The following is a 19432-nucleotide window of genomic DNA, read 5'->3' as shown; positions in this document are numbered from 1 at the left end:
TGGCCGGCGTTCTACAATGCTGGCCAAGGCACGGAATGTTGTGGTTTTTATGCTGTAGCGGGAATGCGACGGTGTGGTGCATTTCGACAACTTTAGCTCTCTTTTGGTGCAAATCCCTGTGATGAAAATACAACAGCTGCATGAAATTTTTTCCGCCGTGGTAGCGTTCCCATTCGGGAAACTCGGTGTTCGTACGGAAAGTGGTCTGATAACTGAGCTGTGTTACCTGCCGCCCCATTTTGATGCGAAATCGCCACAGGACGCCATCGCCGAGCTGGCGATGGAGCAGATCGGGCGCTACTGCGCCGACGCCGATTTCAAGTTCGACCTGCCGCTCAAGCGCGCCGGCACCGCCTTCCAGCAATCCGTGTGGGACGCCATCAGCTCGATCCCGCGCGGCAGCGTGCGCACCTATGGCGAACTGGCCCGGTACATCGGTTCGGCGCCGCGCGCGGTCGGCCAGGCCTGCGGCGCCAACTGGTTTCCGGTGGTCGTGCCTTGCCACCGGGTGACCTCGGCCTCCGGCCTGGGCGGCTTCGCCAACAGCGACGACCCCAACGGCTACCTGCTGGGCATCAAGCGCTGGCTGCTGGCGCACGAAGGTTCCAAAGAATACGCATGGCAACAGACAACCTTGCTCTGATCGACGAGTTCTGCGACAGCCTGTGGCTGGAGGATGGCCTGTCGAAGAACACGCTGGAGGCCTACCGCCGCGACATGCGCCTGTTCGCGCGCTGGCTGGAAAAGATGCGGCCAGGCGTGGCCGGGCTGGCGGCCGCCGGCGCCCACGATATCGAGGGCTACATCGCGGCCCGCCACGAGGACAGCAAGAAGGCCACGTCGTCCAACCGGCGGCTGTCGGTGATCAAGCGCTTCTACCAGATGCTGCTGCGCCAGCGCCGCATCACGGACGACCCCAGCCTGAAATTGGTATCTGCCAAACAGCCCCAGCGCTTCGTCCACACCTTGAGCGAAATTCAAGTGGAGGCGCTGCTGGCGGCGCCCGACGTGGCCACGCCGCTGGGTCTGCGCGAGCGCACCATGCTGGAGCTGATGTACGCCAGCGGCCTGCGCGTGTCGGAGCTGGTGGCGTTGAAGATGCTGGAGCTGAGTCTGAACGACGGCGTGCTGCGCATCACCGGCAAGGGCGCCAAGACGCGGCTGGTACCGTTCGGCCAGCAGGCGCGGGTGTGGATCGAGCGCTACCTGAAGGAGGCGCGCGGCGTGATCCTCAACGGCCAGGTCGACGACGCGCTGTTCGTCACCGGACGCGGCGGGGCGATGACGCGGCAGATGTTCTGGGTGTTGATTAAAAAACATGCCTTGAAGGCCGGCATCACGGCGCCGCTGTCGCCGCACACCTTGCGCCACGCCTTCGCCACCCATTTATTGAATCACGGCGCCGACCTGCGGGTGGTACAGTTGCTGTTAGGGCACTCCGATATTTCCACCACCCAGATCTACACGCACGTCGCCCGTGAGCGCCTGAAGCATTTGCATGCGCAACATCATCCTCGTGGATGACCAACTTCGGTCATAATGTGACTTACGTAGTGCAATTCTGAAAGAGGTAGCAAATGGCAAAGACAAACTTCGCGTACGAAAAACGGCAGCGTGAGTTGGAAAAGAAGAAAAAAGCGGAAGAGAAAGCCCGGCGCAAGGCCGAGCTGAAGCAGAATCCCGGGCTGGCTGAGCCTGGTGAGCTGGACGACGACGGCGAGGAAGCCGGCGACGCCGCTCCTGCCGAGGAATAAAAAAACCGGGCTGCCAGCCCGGTTTGTGTTTGTTTGTGTCGTTAACTTAAGCCACTTCGGCTTCCTGCTTTACCTGATGCAGGTGCTCGCCGTCATCCTTGTGTTCATCCTCATGCTTGCCCTTGAAGAAGCGCGCGCAGCGTTTGCCCAGGCTGTCCAGATAGGTGTAGGCCACCGGCACCACCACCAAGGTCAGCAGGGTTGAGGTCAGCACGCCGCCGATCACCGCGCGGCCCATCGGCGCCTGCGTCTCGCCGCCGTCGCCCATGCCGATCGCCATCGGCAGCATGCCGAACACCATGGCCAGCGTGGTCATCAGGATGGGACGCAGCCGCACCTGGCCGGCGCACATCAGCGCCTCCAGCTGGCTCATGCCTTCCTTCTGCGCGTGGTTGGTGAAGTCCACCAGCAGGATCGCGTTCTTGGTCACCAGGCCCATCAGCATGATGAAGCCGATCACCGAGAAGATGTTCAAGGTGGTGCCCGTGACCAGCAGTGCCACCAGCACGCCGATCAGCGACAGCGGCAGCGACATCATGATCGCCACCGGCTGCAGGAAGCTGCCGAACTGCGATGCCAGCACCAGGTAGATGAAGATCACGGCGATGCCCAGCGCGATCATGGCCGAGCCCATGCTCTCTTCCATGTCCTGCGCGTTGCCGCCGACGTCGAAGCGCACGCCGGCCGGCAGCTCGATTTCCTTCATGGCCTTCTTGACGTCGCTGTCGACGTCGCCGCCGGGACGGCCTTCGACGCCCGCATACACGGCCACGCGGCGCTGCAGGGCCTGGCGCTTGAGCACCTGCGGGCTGAACGCCGGCACGAACTCGACCACCTGGCGCAGCGGCACCATGACCGGACGGCCGTCCGGTCCCAGCTTGCTCGACGCCAGCGACAGGTCGGCCAGGTCGGCCACCTTCTGCCGGCCGGATTTCGGCAGCTGCACGTTGACGTCGTAGTTCTGGCCGTCCGCGGCCAGGAAGTGCGAGGTCGTGTCGCCCGCCACGAACGGACGCAGCGCGGCGCCGATCTGCTGCGTGGTCAGGCCCAGGTCGCTGGCCAGCTCGTTGTTGATCTTGATGTTGGTGGACGGGTTGGCGCCCTCCTGGCTGTATTCCATGTCGGCGATGCCCTTGATCTTGCGCATCTTGTCCATCAGGCGGTGCGCCACGTCGTCCAGCTTGGCCTCGTCGGTGCCCAGGATGGCGATGAAGATGGGCTTCCAGCCCACCGTCAGCGTGATGCCGGCGATCTTGCCCAGGCGCGCGCGGATCGCCGTTTCCATTTCCTTCTGCGAGCGGCGCTTGTGCAGCTTGCGGTCCAGCAGCTTCATGTCGATCTGCGCCGTGTTGCGGCCGTCCTGCGTGCCCACCACCGCGATCACGTTGGCGATTTCCGGGAAGGCCTTGAGCGCGTCCTCGACCTGGTGCACCTTGTTGTCGGTGTATTCCAGGCTGGAGCCGACCGGGGTCTTGATCAGCAGGTTGACCCAGCCGCTGTCCTGGTCGGGCATCATCTCGCCGCCTATCATCGGCACCAGCAGCAGCGAACCGGCGAACAGCGAGAAGGCCAGGGCCAGCGTCAGCTTCTTCCAGCGCAGCGCCAGCGCCAGCACCTTGCCGTACACCTTGTGCAGCGCTTCGACGCCGCCTTCGAGCCAGTGCATGAAGCGGCCCAGCCACGGCACGTACTTGAAGCGGTCCTGCACCGGATCCGGCCACACCGACGACAGCATCGGGTCGAGCGTGAAGCTGACGAACAGCGACACCAGCACCGCCACCGCCACCGTCACGCCGAACTGCAGGAAGAAGCGGCCGATGATGCCCTGCATGAAGGCCACCGGCACGAACACGGCGACGATGGCGAAGGTGGTGGCCATGACGGCCAGGCCGATTTCGTTGGTGCCGTCCTCGGCCGCCTTGTGGTGGTTCTTGCCCATGCCCAGGTGGCGCACGATGTTCTCGCGCACCACGATGGCGTCGTCGATCAGCAGGCCGATGCACAGCGACAGCGCCATCAGGGTCATGAAGTTGAGCGTGAAGCCGAAGGCCTTCATGGCGATGAAGCTGGCCATCACCGCGATCGGCAAGGTCAGGCCGGTGATGATGGTCGAGCGCCACGAGTGCAGGAAGAAGAACACGATGATCATGGTCAGCACCGCGCCTTCGATGATGGTCTCCTTGACGTTGTCGAGCTGGCTTTGCACCTTCAGCGATTCATCGTTCAGCACTTCGACCTTGATGTCGGAGGACAGCGTCTTCTGCAGGTCCGCCGCCACTTTCTGGATGCGCTTGCCCACTTCGACCACGTTGGCGTCCTGCACCTTGATGATGTCCAGCGTGACCGAGCGCTGGCCGTTGATGCGCGAGATCGACAGCTCTTCCTGCGCGCCGTCCTCCACCGTGGCGACCTGCTCCAGGTAGACCGGGCCGTTGGCGCGGCGCGCCACGATGATCTTGTTGAAGTCGCGCGGGTCCTTCATCTTGCCTTCGACCCGCACCAAGCGCTCGCTGGCGCCGTAGCTGATGGAGCCGGCCGGCAGGTTGGCGTTGGTGTTCTGGATCGCGGCCAGCACTTCGTCGACGCCGACCGCCTGCGCGTTCAGGTCGTTGGGACGCAGGTTGATCAGGATCTGGCGCGCCGTCATGCCGTTGATGCGCACCTGGCCGACGCCGGCCACGCCCTGGAAGCGCTTGGCGATGACCTGGTCGGCCAGTGTCGACATGTCGCGCACCGAGGTGTTGGTGGCGGTGATGCCGATCTGCGCCATCGGGCGCGCGTTCTCGCCCTCGAAGCGGACGATGAACGGGTCCTTGGCCTCGCGCGGGAAGCGCGGCCGCACCTGCGCCACCTTGTCGCGGATGTCCTGCATCGCGCGGTCCATATTGGTGGTCAGCTCGAACTCGATGTAGACGCCGGCGCGGCCTTCCCACGAATTGGCGCGCAGGTTCTTGATGCCGCTGACGGTGTTGACCGCTTCCTCGATCGGGCGGGTGATGTCGTTCTCCACCGCTTCCGGCGAGGCGCCCGGATACTGCACCTCGATGGCCGCGCCGGGGATGTCGATGTTGGGCATGGCTTCCAGGCCCAGTCCCTTGTACGAGAACAGGCCCAGCACCATCAGCGCCACCATCACCATGGTGGCGAAGACCGGATTACGGATACTGATTTTGGTAATCCACATGATCAGCCTTTCGCTGGTTCAGCTGCTTTGGCCTGTTCGGCCGTGGGCGCGCCGCCCGCGCCGGCAGGCAGCTTGACGGAGGCGCCGGGCTTGAGGCTGTCCAGGCGCGAGACGATGACGTTGGCGCCGGCCTGCAGGCCTTCCACCACTTCGGCATAGCCTTCGTCCTCGTTGCGCAGGCCCAGCTTGACCGGCTGCGCGATCAGCTTGCCCTGTTCGACCTTGTAGACGATCTGCTTGTTCTTGTCCGCGTGCACGGCGGCCAGCGGCACGATGGGCGCGACGGCCGACCGGTCGGTGACGATGCTGCCCTTGGCGAACATGCCGGCGCGCAGCGCGCTGTCGTCGTTCTTGACCGAGATGTAGACCAGCATCGCGCGCGAGCCCGCTTCGGTGGCCGGATTGATGCGCGCCACCTTGCCGTGGAAATCGCGCTGCTGGAAGCCGTCGACCTTGAACTTGACGTCCTGGCCCACCTTGACGCGGGGGATTTCCGACGCCGGCACCTGTGCCTCCAGGGTCAGCTCGGACAGGTTGACGATGCTGTAGACCGGCATGTCCGGCGCCAGCTTCTCGCCGGCCTGCACGTGGCGCTTGCTGACCACGCCGCTGATCGGCGCCTTGATGATGCCGTCGTTCAGCGCCAGGCGGGCGATCTCCACCATCGCGGCGGTGGACTTGACGTTGGCGCGCGCCAGGTCGACGGCGTTCTGCGTGGTGTCGTAGGCGGTCTGCGCGATGAATTTCTGCTTGAGCAGGGCCTGGCTGTTGGCTTCGTTCTTCAGCGCCAGCGACAGCTTGGCCTGCGCCTCGTCCAGCATGGCCTGCTGTTGCTGCAGGCGCGCGCGCAGGTCGGCCTGGTCGATGCGGGCCAGCACCTGGCCGGCGCTGACGGCCATGCCTTCCTGCACCGTGGTGACCTCCACCACGCCCGAGATCTTGGACTTGATGGTGGCCGAACTCAGGGGCGCCAGCGAGCCGGATAAGGGCAAGCTGACCGCCAATGACCGGGCATCGATGGCCGCGACGTCGCCGCTGGCCAGTTCGAAGACTTCCTGTTTTTTCTTGTCGTCCTTGCCGGCCTGCGCGGCGGCCGGCGGCGCGGCCTTCTTCGCCTGCATCACGGTCCAGCCGCCGCCGGCGAGGGCGATGACGATCAGGGCCGCGGCCGGCTTGCGCCAGCGCTTGCTGCGGACGACGGGCTGTGGGGACATGGGCAAGGTTTCAAGTTTCATATCGTTCTTCTGGTCTAGGGTTGCCGCAGTGGGGATTGCGCATGTTGGCACTTTATGAAAATGCAAGGCCGGCGGCCACCGGAATGCGACGGGCGGTCAGAAAACACGGCTGAACTGCAGAAAAACGGGATCAAGCGCGTTTGCGCAAGGTCAATAGTCAATTCCTGAGGGCGGCAAGAATGAATGAGGCCTGAAAAGGCGTACGCCAGAGAGGGCCAAGTGGACGAACAGGATGACGGTGCGGAAGAGGGCGCGGAGGGGACTGCAATCGATTTCCGCGCATTGTACGAAAAGACCGGCGATGCGATGCTGCTGTTGCATAACGGGCGCATCGGCGGGGCCAACCCGGCGGCGCTGGCGCTGTTCGAGTGCGACCGGGTGGCGCGGCTGTTCGGCCTCGGGCTTGCCGATTTGTCACCATTGCAGCAGGCCGAGGGCGTGCTGTCGGAGCGGGCGCTGGCCGAGTTGACGGCCGCCGCTCTGCGCGACGGCAACTGCCGCTTCGAATGGTGCTGCGTCGGCTGCAACGGCGGCCCGTTCTGGGCCGAGGTGCTGCTGACGGCCCTCGCGCCGGACCTGGTGGTAGCGACTATGCACGATATTTCCGCCCGCAAGCAGGACCAGCTGGCGCTGTCGCTGGCCCTGCTGAGCGACGTGGGCGAGCGCCGCCGCTCCGAGGAGCGCACCCGCCACCTGGCCGAGCACGATTTCCTTACCGACCTGCCCAACCGCGTGCTGCTGCTCGACCGGCTCAGCCTCGCGCTGGCGACGGCGCGCCGCAAGCGCACCCGGCTGGCGATCCTGTTCCTCGACCTCGACCGCTTCAAGAACATCAACGACACGCTGGGCCACCACGTGGGCGACATGCTGCTGCAGGAAGTGGCGGCGCGGCTGGCGCGCTGCGTGCGCAGCGTCGACACCGTCAGCCGCCAGGGCGGCGACGAATTCGTCATCATCCTGTCCGAGCTGGGCGGCGTCGACCAGGCGGCCCACGTGGCGGCCTCGGTGCTCAACGCGATCAGCCAGGAGTTCGTGCTGGAGCCGCACCGGCTGCACGTCAGCACCTCGATCGGCATCAGCATCTATCCGGACGACGGCGCCGACATCGACACGCTGATACGCAACGCCGACCTGGCGATGTACCACGCCAAGGAAAGCGGCCGCAACGGCTTCCAGTTCTTCAGTCCCGAAATGAACGCGCAGATCGTCGAGCGGGTGGCCTTCGAGAACGATCTGCGGCGCGCGCTGCGCGAGCAGCAGTTCGTGCTGGAATACGAGGCACAGATCGACATCGCCAGCGCGCGCCCGCTGGCGGCCGAGGCGCTGATACGCTGGCGCCACCCGATGCTGGGCCTGCTGCGCCCCGAGCGCTTCATCGCGGTGGCCGAGGATTGCGGCCTGATGGTGCCGATCGGGCACTGGGTGCTGGAGCAGGCCTGCCTGCAGGCCAGGCGCTGGCACGACGCCGGCCATCCGCTGACGGTGGCGGTCAACCTGTCGCAGACGCAGTTCCTGCAAAAGAACCTGGCCGACAGCGTGCGCGAGGCGCTGGAATTATCCGGGCTGGCGCCGCAGTGGCTGGAGCTGGAGCTGACCGAGGCCGTCATCATGAAGCACAGCGCCAGCGCGCCGGCCACCTTACAGGCCTTGCGGGAGCTGGGCGTGCGGCTGGCGATCGACGATTTCGGCACCGGCTACACGCGCGTCGGCCATCTGCGCGAGTACCCGTTTGGCAAGCTGAAAATAGACCAGACCTTCGTCGGCGGCATCGGCGATGGCGACGGCGCGGCGCCGGCCGTCACGACCATCATCGCGATGGCGCGCAGCCTGGGCCTGACGGTGCTGGCCGAGGGGGTGGAGACGCAGGCGCAGCTGCATTTCCTGCGGCGGCACGGCTGCGACCAGTACCAGGGGCACTATGCGCGGCAGGACGGCCAGCTCGACGGCCTCAACGGCCTGCTGGACGGCGCATGACGATTACATCGCCGCCGTCAGGTCGCGCGCGCCGTACAGGCGCAGGCGCACCAGCACCTGGCCATGGTCCGACGCTTCCGGCTTGTGCTGCAGCAGGTGGTCGTTCAGATAGGTCACGTCCAGCACTTCGCCCACCGCATAGCGCGAGGCCGGATTGAATTCCTCCGACACCAGCACGTGGTCGATGGTCATGTAGTGGCCCTCGTGGATGTTGGTGTAGCCGATGTGGCGCAAGGTGTCGCGGCCCTGCTGGATCTGGTTGCAGTCGAACATGCGGCCGCTCAGTTCCTCGCCCGGCAGGCCGGCCGCGCCGGAGCCCATGACGATGGCGGTGGTGACGGCATCGGCCGTGTCGTTGAAGTCGCCGAGCACGATGCGCGGGCGGCGGGCCTGGTCCTCCAGCCTGCTCAGCAGCGCGCGCAGCGCCACCGCCTCGGTGCCGCGCCGTATCAGCGAGCGCAGGTTGGCTTGCGCGTACTGCATCGGATCGGCGAAGTCGTCGCCGCTGCGGTAGTCGGGGCGCTTGGATTTGAGGTGGATGACGATGACGTCGGCGATGCGCCGGTCCGGCAGCACCACCTGCGCATGCAGCGGCGCGCGGGCGAAGCGGCCGGCGTCGCGGCTGCCGGCGGGCAGCGCCACGCCGTCGGGGAAGTCGGTGTAGACGGCGGCCGGCACGGCCAGCGGCAGGCGCGAGACCAGCGCCACCTGCGGCATCAGGCGTGGCGCGCCGGTGTCCGGATCGGGGGCGGCATCGAAGCCGGCCAGCGCGGCCTCGCGGTAGCGGCGGCTGCGCGCCAGCACGTCGCGCAGCGCGTCCATCGAGAAGATTTCCTGCAGGCCGATCACGTCGGCGTCGAGCTGGTCCAGCTGCTGCGCGGTCCAGGCGACTTTCGCTTCGTATTCCGCCGGGGTCAGCGGCGGCAGATTGTCGTACAATTTCGCCCCAGGTTGGGAAAGATTGCAAACATTGAAAGTGGCAAAGCGAATTTCCTGCTGCATAATGGGCAACTCCCGGAATCAACAGACTTCATCAACAGCGTATCACGCATGGCCAAAAAAGAGCACATCTCCGAAACCCCCGCAACGCAAATGCTGCGCAAGCACAAGGTGGCCTTTACGGAGCACCCCTACGACTACGAAGAACACGGCGGCACCACGGTGTCCGCGCGCGAACTGGGCGTCGACGAACATCACGTGGTCAAGACCCTGGTGATGCAGGACGACGCCGCCAAACCTTTAATTGTGCTGATGCACGGCGATTGCAAGGTCTCCACCAAGAACCTGGCGCGCGGCATCGGCTGCAAGGCCGTCGAACCGTGCAAGCCGGAGGTGGCGCAGCGCCACAGCGGCTACATGATAGGCGGCACCTCACCGTTCGGCACCAAGAAAGCCATGCCGGTGTATGTCGAGGATAGCATCCTTGCGCTGGAAACGATTTATATCAATGGTGGCAGGCGCGGCTACCTGGTCGGCATCGCGCCGCGGGTGCTGGTCGATTTATTGCAGGCCAAGCCGGTGCACTGCGCTCTGGCCGACTGAGCGCCGGCAGTGTATATTCACCCTCCCGCAGGGGAATTGATACGACTTTGAGGAAATAATGAATACAGTTTGGATGACCGTCGCCGCCTACCTGATCGGCTCGATCTCATTTGCCGTCGTCATGAGCAAGGTGTTCGGCATCGCCGATCCGCGCACGTACGGCTCGAAAAACCCCGGCGCCACCAATGTGTTGCGCAGTGGAAATAAGGGCGCGGCCGTCATGACCCTGATCGGCGACGGCGCCAAGGGCTGGCTGGCGGTGTGGCTGGCGATACACTACCAGCAGCAGCTGCAGATCGGCGACGCCACCATCGCGCTGGTGGCGATCGCCGTGTTCCTGGGCCATCTGTGGCCGGTGTTCTTCCGCTTTGTCGGCGGCAAGGGCGTGGCGACGGCGCTGGGCGTGCTGCTGGGCCTGAATCCCTGGCTGGGTCTGGCGACCCTGGTGACCTGGCTGGTGGTGGCGTTCGCCTTCCGCTACTCGTCGCTGGCGGCGCTGGTGGCGGCGCTGTTCGCGCCGTTCTACTATGGCCTGCTGTTCGGCCTCGAGCCGCAGCTGCTGGCCGTGTTCGTCATGAGCGCACTGTTGGCTTTCCGTCACAGCAAGAACATTTCGAACCTGATCGCCGGCAAGGAAAGCCGCATCGGCAGCAAGAGCAAGGACGCCGCCCAGGCTGCGCCGAAAAGCAAAAAAAAGTAGTTTCGTCCCCTGCGCCCGGCGCTTGATTTTGCGCCGGGTGTCGCCATATGCTGGAAATTACTTTAGCAAAGGCGCGCCATGACCACTCCCCTGAAAATCGATTTCGTCTCCGACGTTTCCTGCCCGTGGTGCGCCATCGGCCTCAAGTCGCTGGAAAAAGCGCTGGACAATATCGGCGACGACGCGGCGGTGAGCCTGCACTTCCAGCCTTTCGAACTGAATCCCAACATGGGCCCCGAGGGCCAGGACATCGGCGAGCACCTGACCGAAAAATACGGCTCTTCCGCGGCGCAGCAGGAACAGGCGCGCGAGATGATACGGACCCGCGGCGCCGAAGTCGGCTTCGATTTCGCGATGGGTAAGCGCGACCGCATCTACAACACCTTCGACGCGCACCGGCTGCTTCATTGGGCGGACCTGGAGGGCAAGCAGAGGGAGTTGAAGGAGGCGCTGTTCTCCGCCTACTTCACGCAGGGCGAGGATCCCAGTTCGCACGACGTGCTGCTGCGCGTGGCCGGCCAGGTCGGCCTGGACACCGGCGTGGCGGGCGAGGTGCTGCAGTCGAACCAGTACGCCGACGAGGTGCGCGAGCGCGAGCAATTCTTCCAGCGCCACGGCATCAACTCGGTGCCGGCCGTGATCATCAACGAGCGCCACCTGATCTCGGGTGGCCAGCCGGCCGCCGTGTTCGAAAAAGCGCTGCGCGAGATTATGGCGCAGGCTTAAAAAATGCGGTCGCGGGCGGGGGCAAGTGCTCCCGCCATCCCTGTTTTGCGATAAACTGACCGGGTAGCACCACAGTTCGGACCCGCCGCATCGCGGGGACCCTAAAAAAGATCGCCGTCGCTACACAGGGAGGCCTATGCTGGCCGCAGAAAAAGTACATACACTTTCCACCGCCCGGCCGCAGGCCGACCAGTTCCGGCTGGCCGCGCTGCACCGTTACCATATCCTCGACACCCCCGCCTGCGAAGACTTCAGCTTCCTCACCGAGCTGGCCGCCAAGGTGTGCGAAGTTCCCTACGCTTTCATTTCGCTGGTCGACGCCGAGCGGGTGTGGATCAAGTCCTGCACCGGCATGCAGCTGGGCGAGCTGCCGCGCGGCGACAGCTATTGTTCGCTGGCCGTGCTGGGCCAGGCCGTCACTGAAATTCCCGACCTGACGCAGGACCACCGCACCGCCCACATGGCGATGACGGTCGGCGAGCCGCACATGCGCATGTACAGCAGCGTGGCGCTGACCTCGTCTGATGGCCATGCCATCGGCACCTTGTGCGTGATGGACACCAAGCCGGGCGGCTTGAGCGAGGCGCAGCGCGTCATGCTGGTCAAGCTGGCACGCCAGGTGATGGCGCTGATCGAATTGCGCTCGAATGAAAAAGCGCTGGAGTCGACGGTGCGCGAGCTGGAGCAGCTGGCCACCACCGACGAGCTGACCGGCCTGCACAACCGCCGCTCGCTGCTGCACAAGCTGAAGTTCGAGACGGCGCGCTCCAGGCGTTTCCGCTCGCCGCTGTCGGCGGTGATGATCGACCTCGATCACTTCAAGCGCATCAACGACGAATACGGCCACGCGGTCGGCGACCAGGTGCTGGCCAACGTCGGCCGCCTGCTGCGCGAGAGCGTGCGCGTGATCGACGTGCCGGGCCGCTACGGCGGCGAGGAGCTGTGCGTGATCCTGCCGAATACGCCGCTCGAAGGCGCCGTCAAGTTTGCCGAGACCCTGCGCGGCAAGATCGAGGCGCAACTGCATTATGCCGGCCCGCGCCTGCTGCCGGTCACGGCCAGCATCGGCGTGGGCGCGTTCGACCATATGGAAATCGCGGACGCCGAAAGCCTGCTGCGCCAGGCCGACGCCGCGCTGTACCGCGCCAAGCATGCCGGCCGCAATCGCGTGGAGTGCGGCCCCGTCTGACCAAGAGAGGGAGTACCTGATGCCTACAGCAACCTGGAACGGCGTCGTCATCGCGCAGGCAAGCGATGACGAAGTCGAGATCGTCGAGAACAATGTGTACTTCCCGCCGGCCAGCGTCAAGACGGAATACCTGCAGCCCAGCGCGCACACGTCGCGCTGCCCGTGGAAGGGCCTGGCCAGCTATTACAGCCTGAACGTCAACGGCAAGGTCAACGAGAACGCCGCCTGGTACTACCCGGAACCGTCCGAGAAGGCCAGCCAGATCAAGGATCACGTGGCCTTCTGGCGCGGCGTGGACGTGCAGCGCTAGCCGCCAGGCGATGGGCTTACAGGCCAAGCCGTATCTGCAAAGGATCACGGCGCTGTTCGGCGACGATATCGACTGGGAACGCCATCCGTATAGCGTGCCGGCGGTGCGCAACCTGGAGTCGATCAGCTTTCATCCGGATGTGACGTTCTTCATCGGCGAAAACGGCGCCGGAAAATCGACCGTGCTGGAATCGATCGCGCTGGCGCTGGGCTTCGGTATCGACGGCGGCAACAAGAACATCAGCCTGAATACCGCGAGCGAGAGAGCCCCGCTGCAGCATGCGTTGCGGCTCTCCAGGAGTTTCAGGACGCCTCGCGACGGCTACTTCTTCCGTGCCGAGAGCTTCCACAACGTCAGTACCCACATGGATGAGTTGTGGGAGCGAGATTCCGCCAGCGCGGAGTCGCTGCACGCGCGTTCCCATGGCGAGGCTTTCATGGCGGTGCTGTTGAACAAGTTCAAAGGCAGGGGCCTGTACCTGCTGGACGAACCGGAAGCCGCGCTGTCGCCCAACCGGCAACTGGCTGCGCTGACGGCGATCCATCAGCTGGTGGAGGAAGAGTCGCAATTCATCATCGCCACGCACTCGCCGATCCTGCTGGCTTATCCCAACGCGAAGATCCTGCTGTTCGACGGCACCGGCATCTCCGAAGTGGCCTACGAAGACACCGAACACTACTCCGTCACGCGCGACTTCCTGAATCACTACCCGCGGCGGCTGGAGCAGCTGCTCAAACCTGAATAGGTACATGGACAATATCACCCACAGCATCATCGGTTTCGGCGTTGGAGAAGTAGTGCATCGCAGTCTGCCCGACGAGGCGGACACTCAGTCGCAGCGGGTGCGGCATCGGCTGCTGCTGGTGTCGTGTGCGCTGGCCAGTAATTTTCCCGATCTCGATCTGTTCCTTGGTAAGCGCTTGCCCGATCCGCTGGGCTATCTGCTTTATCATCGCGGCCACACGCATACGGCCTTGATGGCGTTGCCGCAGGCCTTGCTGCTGGCAGCCTTGTTGTGGTTATGCTGGCCCTCCGCGCGGGCGCTGCTCAGGGCCAGCATGCCGGCGCGCTGGGGGCTGGCGGCCAGCATAGTCGCCGGCCTGGCGCTGCACCTGCTGCTGGACTTTACCAATTCCTACGGCGTCCATCCGTGGTATCCGTTCGACGGAAGATGGCTTTACGGCGACATGGTGTTCATTGTCGAACCGCTGTTCTGGGTGGCGTTCGGCGTGCCGATGGCGCTCGTCATGCGCTGGCGTTTCGCGCGCATGGCGGGACTGGCGGGTTTGCTGGCGGTGCTGGTGGCGTTTGCCGTCAAGGGGTACCTGGGGTGGACGTCGTTTGCTGCGCTGCTGTTGATTGGCGCGCTGTGCGGCGCAGCGCAGTGGCGTGCAGGCACGCGCGGCCGCGCGGGATTGCTGCTGGCGCTGGGCGTCGGTCTTGGGTTCATCGCGGTGCAGGGCGTGGCTTCGCAAGCGGGACGGCAGCAGATCACGGCGGCGTTGCAGGGCATCGATCCTGCATCGCGCGTGCTCGATGTGGCGATGACGGCGTTTCCGTCGCAGCCTCTGTGCTGGTCCTTTGTCAGCGTGGAGAGCAATGAGGCGCAGGGCAATTACCGCTTGCGGCGCGGCGTGGCCAGCATCGCGCCGACGTGGCTGGAACCGCTGGCTTGTCCGGTCGGGCTGGTGGAACAGCTGCCGTCGCAAGCGTTGTCGCCCGGCGTACTGCAATTCGCCACAGCGTCGGCGGGCTTGCAGGCACTGCGCCTGCTGAAGCAATCCAACTGCCAGGTCGACGCCTGGCTGCGGTTTGGCCGCGCGCCCTTGCTGGCATTGGCCTCCGGCGAATTGTCGGATTACCGCTTCGCCGCCACGCCGCGCGGGAATTTCACGACGCTGCATTTTTCGCAGGCCTTGAAATGTCCCGACGGCGTGCCCGGCTGGGGCTATCCGCGAGCGGACCTGCTGTCGCCTTAAGCGGCTTGCTTGAGCGGAGCCGCGTGGTCGGTCGATACCGCGAGCTCCAGCCATTGCGCCATCTCGGTTTCGACGAACAGGTTCTTGGCGCGCACGCGTTCCACCGTGTCGGAACCCAGTTGCAGGCGCACCGGCGGCTTTTCGCTGTCGGCCAGTTGCAGCAGTGCGCCGGCCAGCTTGAGCGGATCGCCCGGCTGCTGGTGGTTGGCGCCTTCGGCAAAGTCGCGCATCGCGCCGACGGTGGCGGCGTAGTCGGCGATGCGGTCGCGGGTGGCCACCAGCGACGACGCGTCAAGGAAGTCGGTGCGGAAGAATCCCGGCTCGACCACCGTGACGTTGATGCCCAGCGGCGCCAGTTCCATCGACATCGCTTCGCTCAGGCCTTCGACGGCGAACTTGGTCGAGCTGTACACGCCCCAGCCGGCGTAGGCCGAGTAGCCGCCGACCGACGAGATGTTCATGACATGGCCGCTGCCTTGCTTGCGCATCGCCGGCAGCACCGCGCGGGTGACGTTGAGCAGGCCGAAGACGTTGGTCTCATACAGCGCACGGATTTCCTCGCCGTTGGCTTCCTCCACCGCGCCCAGCAGGCCGTAGCCGGCGTTGTTGACCAACACGTCGATGCGGCCGAAGCGGGCCACCGCCTGCTGGGCGGCGGTGATGGCCTGGGCTTCCAGCTTCACATCCAGGCGCACGGCTAGCAGATTCGGATGCTCGCCCAGGGCGGCGATGACGGTTTGCGGATCGCGCGCGGTGGCGACCACGAAATCGCCCCGTTCCAGCGCCTTTTTCGCCGTCAGCAGGCCGAAGCCGCGGGATGCGCCGGTGATGAACCATACTTTTTGTGCAGTGGCAGTCATGATCGTTTCCTTCAGGTTGGGTGAGTTGGTAGAGGCAAGTGTAGGCCGTCGTTACCTGCTACACTAGCCATAGGAAAGCTGTTTGATTATCATCTTCTGGTTGTTAATATGGATAAAGCCCGGGTTATCAGTCTGTTCATCGGCGTGGTGCGCGCCAAGAGTTTCAGCCAGGCGGCGGTGGAGGCCGGCCTGACGCCGCAGGCCGTCAGCAAGGCGGTGCGCCAGCTGGAGGATCACCTGGGCGTGCGGCTGTTCCACCGCACCACGCGCAGCCTGAGCCTGACGGAGGAGGGCACGCGCCTGTTCGAGCTGGCCAACCCCGGCCTGCGCCTGCTGGACGAGGCGCTGGACCAGATCCAGAACAGCCGGCTGGAAGTGGACGGCCTGATCCGCGTGGCGGCGCCCTTGTCGATCGGCAACGGCATCATCGTGCCATTGCTGCGCGAGTTCCAGGAGCGCTATCCGGGGGCGCATTTCGACATGCAGCTCGACGACCACTTTACCGACCTGGTGGAAAGCAAGATCGACGTCGGCTTCCGCGCCGGCAGCCCGCCCGAGCGCAACCTGATTTCACGCAAGCTGGGCGAGATGCTGCTGCTGGTCTGCGCCACGCCCGGCTATCTGCAGAAATATGGCACGCCGACGACGGTGGCGGAGCTGGCGAACCACCGCTGCACCGGCTTCCGCCATCCGAATACCGGCCGGCTGCTGCCATGGGAGCTGCACGTGGACGGCGCCACCGTCTACCAGGACGTGCCGGCGGTGGCCAGTTTCAATACGGTGGAGGGGGAGCTGACGGCGGTGCTGAACGACACCGGCATCGGCCAGATGCCGGTCTTCATGATCGAGCGCGAACTGGCTGACGGACTGCTGATTCCTTTGCTTCCCGGAACCGTAACGTGCAATAACGGGGTCTTCATGTACTATCAGCAACGTACCCAGATGCCGCTGCGGGTGCGTCACTTCATCGATTTCATCTCGGAGCGGGCTGCGCAGAAGCTGGGCACGCAACAGGGCGTCGTGTCGCGCGTGCACCACAAAAGGGCCTGAAATCAAGCTGTATAGGCCAATCTGTGCCTATTTTGTTGGCACGACAATTGCGTTACTTTCCAGAAAGGAAGATCATCAACGGATATGGAGGCTGTTATGAATACCGCAACTGAGCAAAAAGCAAGCACCGTGGCCCACGAATCGTCGGCCGATGAACACCGTCTGCGCAGCGAGCGCATTGCCGCCCGTGGCGTGCGCCTGGGCGCCGGCAAGGCCAAGTACCTGATACCGCTGGTCGGACTGGCGGTGCTGGCCTCGATGGCCTTCGCCCAAGGCTAATTACACGACCTTGATGTCGTCCAGCGGCCAGCGTGGCCGGACGTTGAACGAGTAGTCCTTCTTCGCGGCGTCGGGATTGATCATCAGGCGCATGGCGCCGGCGAAGGCGATCATCGCGCCGTTGTCCGTGCAAAATTCCAGTTCAGGGTAGTAGACCTTGAACTTCTTCTTGGCTGCCGCCGCGTTCAGCGACGCCCGCAGCTGCGAGTTGGCGCCCACGCCGCCGGCAATCACCAGCCGTTTCAAGCCCGTATGCTTCAGCGCCGACACGCATTTGGCGGTCAGCACGTCGACGATGGCGTCGACGAAGCCGCGCGCGATGTTGGCCTTGTCTTGCTCGCAGATATTGGCGATGACCTTCTCTTCGTGGTTCTTCACCACCGTCAGCACCGCCGTTTTCAGGCCGGAGAAGCTGAAATTGAAATCCTTGGTGTGCAGCATGGGGCGCGGCAGCTTGTAGGCGGCCGGGTCGCCGAATTCGGCCAGGCGCGAAATCGCCGGTCCGCCCGGATAGCCCAGGCCCAGCAGCTTGGCCGACTTGTCGAAGGCTTCGCCGGCGGCGTCGTCCAGCGTTTCGCCCAGCAGCGTGTACTGGCCGACGCCATCCACCCGCATCAGCTGGGTGTGGCCGCCCGACACCAGCAGCGCGATGAAGGGGAATTCCGGCGGCTGCGAGGCCAGCAGCGGCGACAGCAGGTGGCCTTCCAGGTGGTGCACGCCCAGCACCGGCTTGTCCAGCGCCAGGCCGAGGCTGCAGGCCACCGACGAGCCGACCAGCAGCGCGCCGGCCAGGCCGGGACCCTGGGTGTAGGCGATGGCGTCGATGTCGGCGAGCGACTTGCCGGCACCTTCCAGCGTCTGCGTCAGCAGAGGAATGGCGCGGCGGATATGGTCGCGCGAGGCCAGTTCCGGCACCACGCCACCGTACTCTTCATGCATCGCCACTTGCGAATACAGGGCGTGGGACAGCAGGCCGTGTTGCGTGTCATACAGCGCAAGGCCGGTTTCGTCACAGGAGGATTCGACGCCGAGTACGATCATGAAGAATGCACAAATCAAAAGGGGAATCCGCCATTGTAATGGAAAGTGCGTGCAAGCATGCACCACGGCGGCCCCGGCCCGCACCCGCGCAGTGCGAGATTTTGCCAAATGGTCAGAATTTTCAGCCTTTTGCGTGGCATCGGTTTTGCTTAGACAAGTGCAGGAAGTTGACTAGGGAGACGGGCGATGTCCGGACAATGGAAGCTGATTTGCAAAGTGAGGGATGTGCCCATGAGCGGCGCGCGCCTTGTGCCGCGCGGACTGGCTTGGCAGGAATTGCCGGGCGTGGCGCTGTTCCGTACCGACGAAGAGCACGTACATGCGGTGCTCGAGTGCGGCGACATCGACCCGCGCGAGAGCACGACGCGCCGCTATTCGGTCAAGGTCGAGGATTGCAAGGTCTACCTGGACCTCGCTGAGCTGAGCGCCCCTGCCAGCAAGGCCGAGGCGGCGCTGGCGGGGTCGTTTGGTGTCGCCACCAGGGTGATGGCGTTCGGCTAGCGAACCAACCGTCATTCCCGCGAAAGCGGGAATGACGTGGCTTAGGGCCGGTTCTTCAGCTGCTTGTGCGCCTCGCGCAGCATCTGTTCGGTGGTTTCCCAGTCGATGCAGCCGTCGGTCACCGAGCAGCCGTACTTCAGCTGGCTCAGGTCGGCCGGGATCTTCTGGTTGCCGCCGACGATGTTGGACTCGATCATCACGCCCACCAACGACTTGTTGCCCTGCACGATCTGGTGGATGACGTCGGCCATCACCAGCGGTTGCAGTTCCGGCTTCTTGTAGCTGTTGGCGTGCGAGCAGTCGACCACCAGGTTGGCCGGCAGCTTGGCCTTGGCCAGCGCCTGCTCGGCAATCGCGATCGACACCGAATCGTAGTTCGGACGGCCGTCGCCGCCGCGCAGCACCACGTGGCCGTAGGCGTTGCCGCGGGTGCGCACGATCGACACATTGCCCTGCGAATTAATCCCCAGGAAGGAGTGCGGATGCGCCGACGACAGGATGGCGTTGATGGCGATGCTAATGTCGCCGTCGGTGCCGTTCTTGAAGCCCACCGGCGTGGACAGGCCGGACGACATCTCGCGGTGGGTCTGCGATTCGGTGGTGCGGGCGCCGATGGCGGTCCAGGCGATCAGGTCGCCCAGGTATTGCGGCGAGATCGGATCCAGCGCCTCGGTCGCGGTCGGCAGGCCCAGTTCGCACACGTCCAGCAGGAACTGGCGCGCCTTCTCCATGCCGGCGTCGACGCGGAAGGAATCGTCCATGTCCGGATCGTTGATATAGCCCTTCCAGCCGGTGGTGGTACGCGGCTTTTCGAAATACACGCGCATCACCAGCAGCATGGTGTCGGCCACTTCGGCTTGCAGGGCTTTCAGGCGGCGGGCGTAATCCAGGCCGGCCACGGGATCGTGGATCGAGCATGGACCGACGACCACGAACAGGCGCTTGTCCTGGCGGTCGATGATGTTGCGCAGGGCTTCGCGGCCCTTCATCACCGTGTCCGAGGCGCTGTCGGTCAGCGGCAGCTTGCTGTGCAAGGCTTCCGGCGACGGCATCGGGCCGAACGAGGTGACGTTGATGTTTTCGATATCTGGGGAGATCATGATTCTCT

The 19432-nt window shown here is 64.6% G+C and carries 20 protein-coding genes; 14 read left to right on the top strand and 6 right to left on the bottom strand.

The annotated features are described in order from the left end of the window. Positions 1-121: 121 nt before the first annotated feature. Genes ACSQ3S_RS29015 through ACSQ3S_RS29005 form a run of 3 tightly spaced genes read left to right on the top strand, consistent with a single transcriptional unit; the run spans position 122 to position 1754 of the window. The gene (locus ACSQ3S_RS29015; RefSeq protein WP_436145089.1) at positions 122-643 is read left to right on the top strand and encodes a methylated-DNA--[protein]-cysteine S-methyltransferase; all 522 of its coding nucleotides are present in this window, start codon (positions 122-124) and stop codon (positions 641-643) included. Next, complete coding sequence (gene xerD, locus ACSQ3S_RS29010) at positions 619-1524, top strand: site-specific tyrosine recombinase XerD (RefSeq protein WP_176652568.1); 906 nt, start codon at positions 619-621, stop codon at positions 1522-1524. Before ACSQ3S_RS29015 ends, xerD begins: the two co-directional genes overlap by 25 nt. 53 nt (positions 1525-1577) lie before the next feature. Next, on the top strand, positions 1578-1754 hold the full coding sequence (locus ACSQ3S_RS29005; protein ID WP_176652569.1) for a hypothetical protein: 177 nt from the start codon (positions 1578-1580) through the stop codon (positions 1752-1754). A gap of 46 nt (positions 1755-1800) precedes the next feature. On the opposite strand, the gene ACSQ3S_RS29000 is transcribed toward ACSQ3S_RS29005, so the two are convergent. Together ACSQ3S_RS29000 and ACSQ3S_RS28995 are read right to left on the bottom strand one after the other, a co-directional pair. After that, a complete protein-coding gene (locus ACSQ3S_RS29000; RefSeq protein WP_353400798.1) occupies positions 1801-4938 on the bottom strand; it encodes an efflux RND transporter permease subunit in 3138 nt (1045 codons plus the stop codon). A 2-nt stretch (positions 4939-4940) separates the two neighbouring features. Further along, positions 4941-6152: an efflux RND transporter periplasmic adaptor subunit gene (locus ACSQ3S_RS28995; RefSeq protein WP_436144550.1), complete on the bottom strand. Its 1212-nt coding sequence runs from the start codon at positions 6150-6152 to the stop codon at positions 4941-4943. Positions 6153-6392: 240 nt separating this feature from the next. Between ACSQ3S_RS28995 and ACSQ3S_RS28990 the strand changes: the two genes are divergently transcribed. Then, positions 6393-8147 carry an EAL domain-containing protein gene (locus ACSQ3S_RS28990; protein ID WP_436144549.1) on the top strand — a complete coding sequence of 585 codons (1755 nt, stop codon included), beginning with the start codon at positions 6393-6395 and terminating at the stop codon, positions 8145-8147. A 3-nt stretch (positions 8148-8150) separates the two neighbouring features. On the opposite strand, the gene ACSQ3S_RS28985 is transcribed toward ACSQ3S_RS28990, so the two are convergent. Continuing rightward, a complete protein-coding gene (locus tag ACSQ3S_RS28985; RefSeq protein WP_436144548.1) occupies positions 8151-9149 on the bottom strand; it encodes an endonuclease/exonuclease/phosphatase family protein in 999 nt (332 codons plus the stop codon). 48 nt (positions 9150-9197) lie between these two features. Here ACSQ3S_RS28985 and ybaK point away from each other — a divergent pair, with 48 nt between their 5' ends. The 7 genes from ybaK (at position 9198) to ACSQ3S_RS28950 (ending at position 14593) form a co-directional block, all read left to right on the top strand. Beyond that, on the top strand, positions 9198-9689 hold the full coding sequence (ybaK, locus tag ACSQ3S_RS28980) for a Cys-tRNA(Pro) deacylase (RefSeq protein ID WP_353400790.1): 492 nt from the start codon (positions 9198-9200) through the stop codon (positions 9687-9689). A 58-nt stretch (positions 9690-9747) separates the two neighbouring features. Continuing rightward, a complete protein-coding gene (plsY, locus tag ACSQ3S_RS28975; protein WP_436144547.1) occupies positions 9748-10389 on the top strand; it encodes a glycerol-3-phosphate 1-O-acyltransferase PlsY in 642 nt (213 codons plus the stop codon). Positions 10390-10467: 78 nt separating this feature from the next. Further along, on the top strand, positions 10468-11115 hold the full coding sequence (locus ACSQ3S_RS28970) for a DsbA family oxidoreductase (RefSeq protein WP_436144546.1): 648 nt from the start codon (positions 10468-10470) through the stop codon (positions 11113-11115). A gap of 136 nt (positions 11116-11251) precedes the next feature. Then, positions 11252-12304 carry a sensor domain-containing diguanylate cyclase gene (locus ACSQ3S_RS28965; RefSeq protein WP_176652576.1) on the top strand — a complete coding sequence of 351 codons (1053 nt, stop codon included), beginning with the start codon at positions 11252-11254 and terminating at the stop codon, positions 12302-12304. A gap of 19 nt (positions 12305-12323) precedes the next feature. After that, the gene (locus ACSQ3S_RS28960) at positions 12324-12614 is read left to right on the top strand and encodes a DUF427 domain-containing protein (protein WP_436144545.1); all 291 of its coding nucleotides are present in this window, start codon (positions 12324-12326) and stop codon (positions 12612-12614) included. A gap of 10 nt (positions 12615-12624) precedes the next feature. Further along, positions 12625-13359, top strand: a complete 735-nt coding sequence (locus ACSQ3S_RS28955) for an AAA family ATPase (protein ID WP_436144544.1) — start codon at positions 12625-12627, stop codon at positions 13357-13359. Positions 13360-13363: 4 nt separating this feature from the next. Then, positions 13364-14593, top strand: a complete 1230-nt coding sequence (locus tag ACSQ3S_RS28950) for a metal-dependent hydrolase (protein WP_436144543.1) — start codon at positions 13364-13366, stop codon at positions 14591-14593. Here the strand turns inward: ACSQ3S_RS28950 and ACSQ3S_RS28945 are convergent. Then, positions 14590-15453, bottom strand: a complete 864-nt coding sequence (locus tag ACSQ3S_RS28945; protein WP_436144542.1) for an oxidoreductase — start codon at positions 15451-15453, stop codon at positions 14590-14592. The genes ACSQ3S_RS28950 and ACSQ3S_RS28945 overlap by 4 nt on opposite strands. A gap of 108 nt (positions 15454-15561) precedes the next feature. On the opposite strand from ACSQ3S_RS28945, the gene ACSQ3S_RS28940 reads away from it, so the two are divergent. Further along, the gene (locus ACSQ3S_RS28940; RefSeq protein WP_436144541.1) at positions 15562-16503 is read left to right on the top strand and encodes a LysR family transcriptional regulator; all 942 of its coding nucleotides are present in this window, start codon (positions 15562-15564) and stop codon (positions 16501-16503) included. A 96-nt stretch (positions 16504-16599) separates the two neighbouring features. Beyond that, entirely contained in the window at positions 16600-16782 is a 183-nt protein-coding gene (locus ACSQ3S_RS28935) for a hypothetical protein (protein ID WP_353400777.1), read from the top strand. Here ACSQ3S_RS28935 and tsaD read toward each other — a convergent pair whose 3' ends face one another. Then, positions 16783-17823 (bottom strand): tRNA (adenosine(37)-N6)-threonylcarbamoyltransferase complex transferase subunit TsaD, encoded by a 1041-nt coding sequence (gene tsaD / locus ACSQ3S_RS28930; RefSeq protein ID WP_176652583.1) that lies wholly within the window; start codon positions 17821-17823, stop codon positions 16783-16785. Between the two features lie 186 nt (positions 17824-18009). Here tsaD and ACSQ3S_RS28925 point away from each other — a divergent pair, with 186 nt between their 5' ends. Continuing rightward, on the top strand, positions 18010-18324 hold the full coding sequence (locus ACSQ3S_RS28925) for a hypothetical protein (RefSeq protein ID WP_176652584.1): 315 nt from the start codon (positions 18010-18012) through the stop codon (positions 18322-18324). Positions 18325-18365: 41 nt separating this feature from the next. Here ACSQ3S_RS28925 and ACSQ3S_RS28920 read toward each other — a convergent pair whose 3' ends face one another. Continuing rightward, entirely contained in the window at positions 18366-19424 is a 1059-nt protein-coding gene (locus tag ACSQ3S_RS28920) for a 3-deoxy-7-phosphoheptulonate synthase (RefSeq protein WP_176652585.1), read from the bottom strand. Between the last annotated feature and the right edge of the window lie 8 nt (positions 19425-19432).

It is taken from the genome of Duganella sp. LjRoot269 (genome assembly GCF_964254095.1).
Lineage (GTDB): Bacteria > Pseudomonadota > Gammaproteobacteria > Burkholderiales > Burkholderiaceae_D > Rugamonas > Rugamonas hordei.
Note: the sequence above shows the minus strand (reverse complement) of the source record. Positions and strands in the feature narration are given on the sequence as shown.